The sequence below is a fragment of the Rhizobium sp. SG570 genome, assembly GCF_012275345.1.
In the GTDB taxonomy this organism is placed as follows: Bacteria; Pseudomonadota; Alphaproteobacteria; order Rhizobiales; family Rhizobiaceae; genus Rhizobium; species Rhizobium lusitanum.
Genome location: NZ_JAAZQI010000012.1, coordinates 1 through 12,678, shown reverse-complemented (window position 1 = coordinate 12,678; position 12,678 = coordinate 1). Strand labels below are relative to the sequence as shown.

11 protein-coding genes are annotated in these 12,678 nt (G+C 62.2%); 9 read left to right on the top strand and 2 right to left on the bottom strand.

The window, feature by feature from the left end:
* Positions 1-29: 29 nt before the first annotated feature.
* From FHT28_RS22635 to FHT28_RS22625, 3 genes are all read left to right on the top strand, one after another.
* On the top strand, positions 30-1,100 hold the full coding sequence (locus FHT28_RS22635; protein ID WP_168597436.1) for an SEL1-like repeat protein: 1,071 nt from the start codon (positions 30-32) through the stop codon (positions 1,098-1,100).
* 182 nt (positions 1,101-1,282) lie between these two features.
* Positions 1,283-2,092 carry an RDD family protein gene (locus FHT28_RS22630; protein ID WP_168597435.1) on the top strand — a complete coding sequence of 270 codons (810 nt, stop codon included), beginning with the start codon at positions 1,283-1,285 and terminating at the stop codon, positions 2,090-2,092.
* Between the two features lie 118 nt (positions 2,093-2,210).
* Positions 2,211-2,726, top strand: a complete 516-nt coding sequence (locus FHT28_RS22625) for a hypothetical protein (protein ID WP_092573842.1) — start codon at positions 2,211-2,213, stop codon at positions 2,724-2,726.
* Between the two features lie 53 nt (positions 2,727-2,779).
* On the opposite strand, the gene FHT28_RS22620 is transcribed toward FHT28_RS22625, so the two are convergent.
* A complete protein-coding gene (locus tag FHT28_RS22620; RefSeq protein WP_168597434.1) occupies positions 2,780-4,030 on the bottom strand; it encodes an MFS transporter in 1,251 nt (416 codons plus the stop codon).
* Between the two features lie 283 nt (positions 4,031-4,313).
* On the opposite strand from FHT28_RS22620, the gene uvrB reads away from it, so the two are divergent.
* From uvrB to FHT28_RS22600, 4 genes are all read left to right on the top strand, one after another.
* On the top strand, positions 4,314-7,157 hold the full coding sequence (uvrB, locus tag FHT28_RS22615; protein ID WP_168597433.1) for an excinuclease ABC subunit UvrB: 2,844 nt from the start codon (positions 4,314-4,316) through the stop codon (positions 7,155-7,157).
* A gap of 197 nt (positions 7,158-7,354) precedes the next feature.
* Positions 7,355-7,813, top strand: a complete 459-nt coding sequence (locus FHT28_RS22610) for an SRPBCC family protein (protein ID WP_168597432.1) — start codon at positions 7,355-7,357, stop codon at positions 7,811-7,813.
* Between the two features lie 155 nt (positions 7,814-7,968).
* The gene (locus FHT28_RS22605) at positions 7,969-9,093 is read left to right on the top strand and encodes an adenylate/guanylate cyclase domain-containing protein (protein WP_168597431.1); all 1,125 of its coding nucleotides are present in this window, start codon (positions 7,969-7,971) and stop codon (positions 9,091-9,093) included.
* A gap of 415 nt (positions 9,094-9,508) precedes the next feature.
* Positions 9,509-9,721 carry a cold-shock protein gene (locus FHT28_RS22600; RefSeq protein ID WP_034504664.1) on the top strand — a complete coding sequence of 71 codons (213 nt, stop codon included), beginning with the start codon at positions 9,509-9,511 and terminating at the stop codon, positions 9,719-9,721.
* A 366-nt stretch (positions 9,722-10,087) separates the two neighbouring features.
* Here FHT28_RS22600 and dusA read toward each other — a convergent pair whose 3' ends face one another.
* Positions 10,088-11,101, bottom strand: coding sequence for a tRNA dihydrouridine(20/20a) synthase DusA (gene dusA / locus FHT28_RS22595; RefSeq protein WP_168597430.1), 1,014 nt, complete (start codon positions 11,099-11,101; stop codon positions 10,088-10,090).
* Between the two features lie 142 nt (positions 11,102-11,243).
* Between dusA and FHT28_RS22590 the strand changes: the two genes are divergently transcribed.
* Together FHT28_RS22590 and FHT28_RS22585 are read left to right on the top strand one after the other, a co-directional pair.
* Entirely contained in the window at positions 11,244-11,939 is a 696-nt protein-coding gene (locus tag FHT28_RS22590; protein WP_047638295.1) for a fumarylacetoacetate hydrolase family protein, read from the top strand.
* A 16-nt stretch (positions 11,940-11,955) separates the two neighbouring features.
* Positions 11,956-12,486, top strand: a complete 531-nt coding sequence (locus FHT28_RS22585) for a gamma carbonic anhydrase family protein (RefSeq protein WP_168597429.1) — start codon at positions 11,956-11,958, stop codon at positions 12,484-12,486.
* The last annotated feature ends 192 nt before the right edge of the window (positions 12,487-12,678 follow it).

Genomic DNA, 12,678 nt, shown 5'->3' with positions numbered 1-12,678 from the left:
TTAATGGATCGTCGATTGAGGGGTAGATCGTGAATTGGAAGAAGGGGGCCGTCGGATTGCTCTTCGCGCTGGCATCCATGGGCGTGGCACATGCCGATATCGGCCAGAACGCCCATGACCGCGGAGATTTCAAATCGGCATTGGACTATTGGCGCCCACTGGCAAGCAAGGGGGATGTCGCGGCCCAGATCAAGCTCGGCCAGATGTATGAGGAAGGTGACGGCGTCCCGAAAAATCTCACGCAAGCCCTTAGCTGGTACAAAAAAGCAGCCGACCAGGGCAATGCCGAGGCGCAATTCAATGTCGGCACCATGTATGACCAGGGTGAAGGCATCGCCACCGATAAGAACCAGGCGGTCCTGTGGTACCGAAAGGCTGCGGCACAGGGAAATGCCAATGCGCAATATAATCTCGGTGTGATGTACGACACTGGCGAAGGCCTGCCGCAGGACAAGTCGCAAGCTTTCGCCTGGTATAGCAAAGCCGCCGAACAGGGTGATGCGGATGCAGAGTACAATGTCGGGGTCATGTACGATCAGGGAGATGGCACGGGCAAGGATAAGAGCCAAGCCGTCGCTTGGTATCGAAAGGCCGCCGACCAGGGCAAGGTCGAGGCAGAATATAACCTGGGCATCATGTATCGCGATGGCGAAGGTGTCGCCAAGGATGGTGCCGAAGCCCTGTCCTGGTTCCGCAAGGCGGCCGATCAGGGAGATGCCGACGCCCAGTACAATATCGGCGCCATGTATGCCGATGGTGACGGGATCACGCAGGACGATACCCAGGCGATCGCATGGTTCCTGAAAGCCGCGGCACAAAATGACGTCGAAGCGGAATACAATCTCGGCGTCATGTTCCGCGACGGAGAAGGCGTTGCCAAGAACGCGGTTCAGGCCGTCTTCTGGTTCGAAAGAGCGGCCTCGCATCGCTATGCCGACGCGGCCTATAACCTCGGCATCATGTACCGAGATGGCGATGGCGTTCCGGCCGATCCGGCCAAGGCTCTCGAATGGCTCCGCAAGGCCAAGAGCCTTGGTTATGATGGCGGCTCGGATGACGAGCAGGACGAGCCGTCGGACGGGAAGACCATCCCGATATGAGACGACCGTACAGGTCAGCCGGCAGCCGCTCCATTTTGTCGACGGCGTCTCATCCCTCTCCAGCGAATCGCCGCAAACCATGCTACCTCCTGCAACTCGAAGTACGTCATGCTGCGCCTGACGGCTGCAACGCCGACTGAAAAGCGGGGGAACACATGAGTTTTGCAGCCTCGGATCGCCAAATGGCTTCCTTGCCGCCGCGCCATTTCTGGCGGCGGCTCGGTGCCTATCTGGTCGACATCATTATTTTCCAGATCGTTTTCACGTTTCTGTTTCTCGCCGTGTCGAAGGTGACCCCGTGGGACATGACGCTGCCGTTTCTCCAGAACCAGCAGTGCACCGAAACGACCTCGGGACCGCTCATTCCGAAGATAGAAGCCGCATGGCCGCTGCAGCCGGGCGAAACGAGAAGCAACCAGCTGTGCCACATATCCTGGCTCGGCAGCAAAGGATACACCGTCTTCGTTTCGAAAGTCGTTTCACAGCAGGGAACGGGAACGTCCATACGTGCCGTCTCCGCACCGGTAGACGACAATGGAAATCCGATCGATCCAAGCGTTACGATGCGGCCATCGTCCAGCATCGTTCTCCTCCTCCTGCCCCTTGCGTTCGCCTACGCCTCAGCCAGCGGGAAACGAACGCCAGGCAAGCGATTGCTCTCGTTGCGCGTGACGACCGTCGAAGACGGTCCGCTGGCCCTCGGTTTGGCGGCAAAGCGCGAGATATTCAAGTTTCTGCCGTTTGTGCTGATCGCGATCTTCAATCTCGTCAGCCTGTTTCTCCTGCCGTCGTCCTTGCCGCCCTTCGAACAATTGATCCAGCAGGCCCGCGATCCCAACCTTTTCACCGCCAGCGGCCTCTTTGCCCTGACCGGCGCGCTGGCACCGATGCTGTTCGTCTTCACGCTCATCTGGTGGCTCTACCCGCTGATCGTATGGCGTGGCCAGACCTTCTACGACCGCTTCTGTGATACCAAGGTCGTCAAGGGCTGAGCCACTTACCCGCACAGTGTCTCGACGATGGGGGATTGCCTTGGCGGTGGAAGACATGAAAGACTGCCGCAGGCCGGGACATGTTTTGCTGCTTCTTCTCATCAGAGGATAGATCGCCGTGAATCTGAAATATGCCGTACTTCCCTCCTCGTTTTTGCCATCCGTTCGCATGGCATTGCTCGCCTCAGCCATCATCCTGCCCCTGTCGCCGCTGCCGATCGCAGCGACGCCCGCCGAGGCCGCGCCTGGCTCATGCTGGTCGCTGCTGCAGAGCAAGTTCGGTCCGCAGATCGAGAAGTCGGTGAACGAAGCCGATCCCTGCAAGAAGCTGCCGGGTGTCGATCACAAGGAAAAATTCGAGGTCAAATCGCTCGATGTCTGCGATGGCCCGACCGGCGACGTGCAGATCAACGCGCACGCCGAAATGGAATGCAAGTCGCATGGCCTGTTGAAGACGACGATCAAGGGTCAGCTAGACGCATCCATGACGGTCGATGTCGGCGCCTGCCACATCACCGACCTGCGCCTCGGCATCAACGGCCCGATCGGCGAGCTGATATCCTCCGTCGGAGGATTGCAGGACCTCGCCCGCGGTTTCGCACAGGCGAAGATTTCCGAGATCTGCGGCAAGTAGATCAGAGGCCGGCGAAAACCGCCGGCCTTGCTTAAACGGGATGGCGAGCCGGTTCAGCTTTGCACGGCACCATCTGCGTCGGCGGCGGCCTTATCGCCAAAACGAACCCCCTTCTTTTCGAAGCCGAAGCCGGCAAACAAGGCCACCACGACGGCGACGACGCAGGCGACGATCAGCAGCGCCGTGGCGTAGTCACCATTCCACCGCTTTGCCAGCCCCGCCTGGATCGAGGCGTTGCCCGACGCCAGCAGGTTGCCGAGCTGATAGGCAAATCCGGGGAATGTGCCGCGCACTTCATCCGGCGACAATTCGTTGAGATGCACGGGCACGATGCCCCAGGCGCCCTGCACGAAGAGCTGCATCAGGAAAGCGCCGATCGCGAGCATCACCGGCCCTTGCCCGTAGACCCAGAGCGGCGCGACGGGGATCGCCAGAAGCGCGGCGATGATGATCGCGCGTCGCCTGCCGATGCGCTGCGACAGCACACCGAAAGACAGACCGCCGACGATCGCGCCGATGTTATAGACGATGGCGATGGCGCCGACCGTGTAGGAATCATATTGCCGCTGGGCTTCCAGGAAGGTCGGGTAGAGATCCTGCGTGCCATGACTGAAGAAATTGAACGCAGTCATGAGAAGCACCGCCCAAATGAACAACGGAATATTCTCACGCAACACGGTGAGGAATGGCCGTTGCGGCTTGGATTGCCGCTGCACAAAGGCCGGCGATTCCTGCACGTTGCGGCGGATATAGAGCACCAGCAGCGCCGGCAATGCTCCCACGACGAACATGCCGCGCCAGCCGATGATCGGAAACAGCAGGAAGAAAACGATCGAGGCGATCAGATAGCCTGAGGGGTAACCCGCCTGCAGGATGCCCGAAACAAGGCCGCGCGAATCCTCCGGTATGGTCTCCATGACAAGCGATGCGCCGACCCCCCATTCGCCGCCCATGGCGACCCCGAAGAGGGCGCGAAGGACGAGGAACATCGTCAATCCCGTCGAAAAACCCGTCAGGAATTCGAAGACCGAGTAAAGCAGCACATCCACCATGAGTGTGACGCGCCGGCCGTAACGGTCGGCCGCGAGGCCGAAGATGAGCGCACCGATCGGTCGCATCGCCAGGGTGAGGAAGATGGCAACGGCAACCGCCGGAACATCCGTGTGAAACTCCTCGGCTATGTGCTTGAGAACGAAAACCAATATGAAGAAATCGAAAGCATCCAGCGTCCAGCCCAGATAGGCTGCGATGACGGTGTTTCGTTGCTGGGGGGACAAGGAACGTAAGCTATCCAATGCGGTCATCATGATCCTCCGACCGGATGGCGGCGGCGAGGCGGGCAATTCCGGATGCCGTCGAAGCTGGGGGAACCCGGCGCTGGCCGGGCATGTCGACGTTGCGGTGGTTCCTCCTTCGGCGCCTGTGAGGATTGCGCTATGCGGACTTTCGGATCGGCGATAACGCACCAGCCGCCTCTGGGTTGTAACACATTCGACATCATCGACGAATGGAAAAATCCGCTACGCTGTTTCCCTTTTGTACTCTTTGCCCCTTCACATCGGCGCGTTCTGTCGCCATATTCGCCGCATGGCCAGATCACCGAAAAAATCCCCCGCCCCGTCCGGTTTCGAAGAGGCGCCGCAGGCATCGTTTGAAGGTGCGCCGCTCAGCGGCGGCGTCGCCGATTGGGTGAAGCAGCTGGAAGCTGATGCCGAAATGTCTGGCGTCGAGACGCAGCGGCAGATCGCCTCGAAGGCTGGCAAGCACCGCAAGAAGGTGGAAATCGCCGCCTCCAAATCGGCGCGCGGCACCTCCATGGGCGGCTCGACCGATCCGAAGACGCGCGCCGCCGCAGGCCTCAACCCGGTCTCCGGCATGGATACATCGCTGGAAAATGCCGCCAATGCCGGAACGGCCGTCACGGCGACCGTCGAGGCTTTGTCGGCACTGATCGAAAGCGGCAATCCGCTTTTCAAGGACGGCAAGCTCTGGGCGCCACACCGCCCTGCCCGGCCGAACAAATCCGAAGGCGGCATCCCGATCCGCATGGCCTCGGACTACGAGCCCGCCGGCGACCAGCCGACCGCCATCCGCGATCTCGTCGAGGGCCTGGACAATGGCGAACGCAGCCAGGTGCTGCTCGGCGTCACCGGCTCGGGCAAGACCTTCACCATGGCCAAGGTGATCGAGGCAACGCAACGCCCTGCCGTGATTCTCGCGCCGAACAAGACGCTGGCAGCTCAGCTCTATTCCGAGTTCAAGAACTTCTTCCCCGACAATGCGGTCGAGTATTTCGTCTCCTACTACGACTACTACCAGCCGGAAGCCTACGTGCCGCGCTCGGACACTTTCATCGAGAAGGAATCCTCGATCAACGAACAGATCGACCGCATGCGTCACTCGGCGACGCGCTCGCTTCTGGAGCGCGACGACTGCATCATCGTCGCCTCGGTCTCCTGCATCTACGGTATCGGCTCGGTCGAGACCTATACAGCGATGACCTTCCAGATGAATGTCGGCGACCGGCTGGACCAGCGCCAGCTTCTCGCCGACCTCGTGGCGCAGCAATACAAGCGCCGCGACATGGATTTCATTCGCGGCTCCTTCCGCGTGCGCGGCGACACCATCGAGATCTTCCCCGCCCACTTGGAGGATGCCGCCTGGCGCATCTCCATGTTCGGCGACGAGATCGACGCCATCACCGAATTCGACCCGCTGACCGGCCAAAAAACCGGCGACCTGAAATCGGTAAAGATCTACGCCAATTCGCACTATGTCACCCCGCGCCCGACGCTGAACGGCGCCATCAAGGCGATCAAGGAAGAGCTTAAAATCCGGCTCGCCGAACTGGAAAAGGCCGGACGTCTGCTCGAGGCGCAGCGCCTGGAGCAGCGCACCCGCTATGACGTCGAAATGCTCGAAGCCACCGGCTCCTGCGCCGGCATCGAGAACTATTCGCGTTACCTCACCGGCCGCAATCCCGGCGAGCCGCCGCCGACGCTGTTCGAATATATCCCCGACAACGCGCTGCTGTTCATCGACGAAAGCCACGTCTCGGTCAGCCAGATCGGCGGCATGTATCGCGGCGACTTCCGGCGCAAAGCAACGCTGGCCGAATACGGCTTCCGTCTACCCTCCTGCATGGACAACCGGCCGCTGCGCTTCGAGGAATGGGACGCCATGCGCCCGGATACGATCGCCGTGTCGGCGACGCCGGGCAGCTGGGAGATGGAACAGTCCGGCGGCGTCTTTGCCGAACAGGTCATCCGTCCGACCGGCCTGATCGACCCGCCGGTCGAGGTCCGCTCGGCCCGCAGCCAGGTGGACGACGTGCTCGGCGAGATCCGCGAGACAGCCGCCAAGGGCTATCGTACGCTCTGCACCGTGCTGACGAAGCGCATGGCCGAGGACCTGACGGAATATCTGCACGAACAGGGCGTGCGCGTGCGCTACATGCACTCCGACATCGACACGCTGGAGCGCATCGAGATCATCCGCGACCTGCGCCTGGGTGCGTTCGACGTGCTCGTCGGCATCAACCTCTTGCGCGAAGGTCTCGACATCCCTGAATGCGCCTTGGTCGCCATTCTCGACGCTGACAAAGAAGGCTTCCTGCGCTCGGAAACCTCGCTCGTCCAGACCATCGGCCGCGCCGCGCGTAACGTCGACGGCAAGGTTATCCTCTATGCCGACACCATCACCGGCTCGATGCAGCGGGCGATGGACGAGACCAGCCGCCGCCGCGAGAAGCAGATGGCCTACAACCTCGAACACGGCATTACGCCGGAATCGGTAAAGGCGAAGATTTCCGACATTCTCGACAGCGTCTACGAGAGGGACCATGTCCGCGCCGATATCGGCGGCGCCTCCGGCAAGGGCTTTGCCGATGGCGGCCACCTCGTCGGCAACAACCTGCAGACCCATCTCAACGCGCTGGAAAAGGCCATGCGCGATGCCGCCGCCGACCTGGACTTCGAAAAGGCCGCACGCCTGCGCGACGAGATCAAGCGCCTCAAGGCGGCGGAACTGGCCGTCATGGACGATCCGATGGCAAGAGAAGAGGCGAAGAGTCTCGAAAACGGCAAGGGTGGCCGGCCCAATCCTTCGAAGCCCCGCCCTTCCGGCTCCGCACCTCAGGGCGAAGAGGCCGCCAGTGCGGTCTCGAGCAAAGAGGGCGGAACGCAGGGCTCCTATTTCGCCAAACCCAGCCTCGATGAAATGGGACCCGGCAGCGATGCCGGCACGCCGCTTTTCCGAAAGAATACACTCGACGAGATGACCGTCGGCCGCACCGAAAAGCCGATAATCGGCAAGGTGCCCGACAAGCCGGTCATCCGTGCGAAGCCGGGCGTCGGCTCCTATGAAGATCCGGTGGACGAAAAGCAGCGCAAGGGACGAACGAAGGGCAAGACGGGACGACCCGGACGATAGAGGCATTGGCCTCAACGGAAACCCGTTGCCCGAGGCCGCCGTTTTATGAGGAGTGGCGTCATGCGAGCATCGAGCCATGTCTTGCTGGCAAGGCGCCTGCTCCTACATGACATCATGTGAGGAGGACCGCTGAGGGATGTGAGGCGCTCGGCCGCAGCTCGTTTTGGCGGGGAAACGATAGACCACGGGAGAGACCGATGTCAGAGCCTCTAGTCGTCCGCCGCGAGACTCATGTCTCGGCGCCACCCGCCGCATTATTTGCACTGCTGACCGACCCCGAAAAGATCCTGCGCTGGATGGGCACGGAAGCGCAGATCGAGCCGCAGCCCGGCGGCCTCTATCTGGTCAACGTCACCGGCACCCGCTTCGCGCGCGGCTCGTTCCGCGAGGTCGTGCCGGTTCATCGCCTGGCCTACAGCTTCGGCTGGGACGGCAGCGAGGAGGTTCCGCCGGGATCTAGCCTAGTCGAGATCGATCTGATCGAGGAACCACCGAACGGAACGCTGCTTCGCCTCACCCATACCGGCCTGCCGACAGCGGAGCAATGCGAAGGCCATGCGAAGGGCTGGGCTCATTATCTCGATCGTCTCGCCGAAGTCGCGGCCGGACGCGACCCCGGCCCGGACTGGTGGCACGGGCAAGACGGCGAGCGCTGACGGTGCTCGAGACACAGTGCCGGTAGGCCCCGCGGACTGATATACTGGAGTTGTAACCTCGAAAGCGCTCACCAGCGCGTCGAGCGCCTGCGCCAAGCAATCGCGGTAGCAGCGAGGCGGATGACAGCCTGCAACCGCCGTGGCATGATCGCGGCATGGATTTGCCCGCCCCCCTTGCCTGGCTGGTAGACGAAGCCGGCACCTCGCCCAGCCCCGAACGCCTCCTGGCCGATCTGGGCGGTCGACTGCTGTCGACCGGCCTGCCGCTTGCCGGCGGCGCCCTGACGCTCGCCGTCCCGCATCCGATCGTCACGCAACGCACCTGGCTGTGGCTGGCTGAGACCGGCGCCGTGATCGAGGCCCTGGGCTTTGCCGGCACGTCCCTTGGCCAAGCCGGACACGACTGGCTTGGCGGGCTCGGCCCGATATGCGAGGAGACGATCGGCACGGCGCCGGACAGCCCTGTGCTGGGCTGGGCCGGTGCACAGCCGTTCGATCCCTCCGCGGTCGACCGCCTGCGCCAGGTCGCGCGCTTTGCCGCGGCCCCTCTCGCGGGCCTTGCCGCGCGCGCGGCGCTATCCGCCCTGCTGGAAGCCTATCTCGGACGAAGGAGTGCCGCCCGCGTGCAGGACGGCGCGCTACGCCGCAGCACCGGTGAGACCATCCGAGCCGCCCTTCTCTGCGCCGACCTCAGGGATTTCACCGCCCTTTCCGAGGCGACAGAGCCGACTGTGGTGATCGCCGCCCTCGACGCCTGGTTCGACCGCGTCGCCGGCGCCGTGCATGCCTTCGGCGGCGAGGTGCTCAAATTCATCGGCGATGGCGTCCTGGCGATCTTCCCGGTTACCGGAACGCCGGCTGAGGCCTGCGAAGCCGCGCTGCGCGCCGTCGCCGCCATCCGCGCCGGCATGGCCCATCTCGACGCGACCCGCCTGACGCAAGGGCTGCCGCCGCTCCCCTTCGGCGCGGCCCTGCATTTCGGCGACATGCTCTGGGGCAATATCGGGGCCGCCGACCGTCTGGACTTCACCGCCATCGGCCCCGCCGTCAATCTCGTCAGCCGGCTCGAAGGCCTGTGCAAGCCGCTCGGCCGCAACGTCCTCATCTCGGGCGCGGTGGCGGCGGAGACGAACATGGTGCTGCTTCCGCTGGGAGAGCATGAATTGCGGGGGATTGTTGAGCCTTGCATGGTGTTTACCTTGGTGGAGAACGGCGAAGAGAAGAAGGCCGCCGGATTGACCATGGTCCCGACTTCGGGAAGCCCTTCGCGAGGTGCGTAAGCAGCGGCACGATTGGCGAGAATCTACGGCCAACCAGATCGGGCTAACGCGTAGCAAAACGGTAAAAGGCAAGTCCGCATTGACTCATAATACTTAAAGGAACCACCGATCGAGAATAGGATGAAGCACCTAAGGCCTTCGAACCCATTGATTCCTTGCCCATTTCAGCCACCAAATAAAACACCCCTTGCCTTTTTCCAAAAACCCTGTCACCCATATGCATGCTCGGGCATTTGCATGCCGGTGACTGGACTGATTTGGTGATCCGCTTGCGGCAGGCAGCGGTTGGGTTCCGACCCGCGCAGACGTTCTTTCCCCGTACGTGACTTCTCGACTGGCTTTCGCATGTCGCGGAGGCAAAGCCGTCTGGGTTTCCCCGGATAAACTAAGACTGATGGGTAAAGGACTATCCCCCATGGCCACCAAGGGCACCGTAAAATTTTTCAACCAGGACAAGGGTTTTGGTTTCATCACTCCTGATGGCGGCGCGAAGGACGTTTTCGTCCACATCTCCGCTCTCCAGGCTTCCGGCATCCAGTCGCTGCGCGAAGGCCAGCAGGTCACGTTCGACACCGAGCCGGATCGCATGGGCAAGGGCCCGAAGGCCGTCAACATCCAGGCTTCCTAAGCCTCTGGTGACAGCCTGATTAAGGTTTCTGACGGCGTGGTGCAAACCGCGCCGTTTTTCGTTTGTGAGGCCTTGGTGTTTGCCCGGCTGGGGCAACCCTCGTCCCTCGAGGCTGCAGCCCCTTCGACAAGCTCAGGGCCTTCCGCACCCCAGGATAAGGGTGGAGTTAGCCTCACGGCGTTGTTCAAAGCCAATTTTCGATCAGATCCGGTCGCGGTCGATTAGAGCATTTCCAGGAAAAGTGCGAAGCGGTTTTCCGTCTGGAATGCGTAAAGAAACAAAAAGATAGAGCGTTTTCGCGATTCGAAGAAAAGCGAGAACGCTCTAGCCCTCGTGGCGAGGTGGCCCGAAGGCCCCTCGAACCCCTCAAGCGCTCGCCCGCTCACCCTCACCGGCAAAATCCACCGCGGCGAAAGCCGCAGCGATCACCTCCGGCCCGGCGCCCGGCTTGTTGGCGTCGGTAGAGAGAATTTGCCGGTAGCGGCGCGAGCCGGGCAAGCCGGTGAAGAGGCCGACCATGTGGCGGGCGACATGGTGCAGGCGGCCGCCATTGGCGATATGGCGCTCTGCATAGGCCATCATCCGGTCGCACAGGTCGCTCCAATCGGCCTCAACAGCCGGATCGCCGAAGAAGCGATGGTCGACGTCGGCGAGGATGGCCGCATTCTGATAGGCGGCGCGGCCGAGCATGACGCCGTCGACATGGGCAAGATGCGCCCCGGCCTGATCCAGTGTCTGGATACCGCCATTGATGCCGATAAACACATCGGGCCAACGCTGCTTCATGCGATAGACGATGTCGTAATCCAGCGGCGGGATCTCGCGGTTTTCCTTCGGCGACAGGCCCTTCAGCCAGGCCTTGCGCGCATGGATCCAGATCGCGTCGGCTCCGGCGTCGAGCACGCGACTCATAAGCTCAGGCAGCGCCTCTTTCGGCTCCTGTTCATCGACACCGATGCGGCATTTCACCGTGACGGGGGCCTTCGATACCGCCTTCATCGCTGTGACGCAGGCAGCCACCGTCTCCGGCGTCAGCATCAGGCAGGCGCCGAAGGTGCCGGACTGCACACGGTCCGAAGGGCAGCCGACATTGAGGTTGATCTCGTCATAGCCATAGGCTTCCGCAATCCGCAGCGCCTCGGCAAGCTTGGCCGGATCGGAGCCGCCGAGCTGCAGGGCGACGGGATGCTCGCTCGCATCATGGCCCAGCAGCCGGTCGCGCGGACCGTGAATGATCGCATCCGCCACCACCATCTCGGTATAGAGCAGCGCATGGCGGCTCATCTGCCGGTGCAGATACCTGCAATGCCGGTCAGTCCAGTCGATCATGGGAGCCACCGCAAAGATCTTGCGGCCGTTTTTCAGCGCGTCGCTATACATGGGATACCTTTCTGCCCCGCGCTCTACACCAAAACCTTTCCGAAGGCCAGTTTTCCCGGCAGCGACAATGATGCTAGGTTGCCGCATGGAGTCGGAAGGCAGCACGCCTTTCCGAAAGCAATGAGAGTTTCGAAAAGCCCATATGAACGCCCCGCTTACGACAGTTATTCCACCACCCGCCCCCGTCCTCTTGCCAATCGAGGGTGAAGCCGAGCTCTTTCCGGTACGCCGCGTCTATTGCGTCGGTCGCAACTATGCCGATCACGCCATCGAGATGGGGCACGATCCCAGCCGCGAACCGCCGTTCTTCTTCCAGAAGAATCCAGACAATCTGCTTGTTTCGAGCGATTTCCCCTATCCCCCGTTGTCATCGGACGTGCATCACGAGGTGGAGCTTGTCGTCGCGCTGCGTAGCGGCGGAGCCGACATCCCGGTCGAGCAGGCGCTCGACTGCGTTTATGGCTATGGCGTCGGCATCGATTTCACCCGCCGCGACCTGCAGGGCGAGGCCAAGAAGCTCGGTCGTCCCTGGGAGATCGGCAAGGCCTTCGAGCATTCCGCGCCCGTTTCCGCGCTCGTCCCGGCCACCCGCGTCGGCCACCCCGACAAGGGCGGCATCTGGCTGATGCGCAACGGCGAAGCGGCCCAAAGAGGCGACCTCTCCCAGATGATCTGGAAGGTGCCTGAGGTCATCGCCGAGCTGTCCAAGCTCTTCACGCTGGCTCCAGGCGACATCATCATGACCGGCACACCCGCCGGCGTCGGCCCGGTTGCGCGTGGCGACAGGATCAGCTGCGCCGTCGACGGCGTCGCGACGCTGATGCTGAACGTCATTTGATCGAGGAGGACGAACCATGCCGCTCTACGCCCTTGCCGACCTGACACCGAAAACACCCGGTCCCGAACTTTATTGGATCGCACCGGATGCGAGCGTCATCGGCAAGGTCGAGATCGGCGAGGATGTCGGCATCTGGTTCGGCGCTGTGCTGCGCGGCGACAACGAACCGGTCGTCATCGGCAAGTCCACGAATATCCAGGAAGGCGCGATGGTGCACACGGATCCGGCCTTCCCGGTCACGATCGGCGAAGGCTGCACCATCGGCCACCACGCCATCATCCATGGCTGCACCATCGGCGACAACTCGCTGATCGGCATGGGCGCGACGGTGCTGAACGGCGCGAAGATCGGCAGCAATTGCCTCGTCGGCGCCAATGCGCTGGTCACCGAAGGCAAGGAGTTTCCGGACGGATCATTGATCGTCGGCGCCCCGGCAAGAGCGATCCGCACGCTGGACGAGGCCACCATCGAAGGCCTGCGCCGCTCGGCCCGCAATTATGTCGCCAATTGGCAGCGCTTCGCCCGCGATCTCAAGAGACTGGATTAGAGCAATTCCAGGAAAAGTGCGAAGCGGTTCTCCGTCCGGGATTGCGCAAAAACAATAGCATAGAGCGGTTGGGCGATTCCGTGAAATGCGCAGCGCTCTAGCACTACTTTGGCAGATTAACCGGCCATTTACGATGATGGGCCATCTTGGGCGCTTTCATAGGGGTGCGCGAGATGGCGGAATTGGACGCTG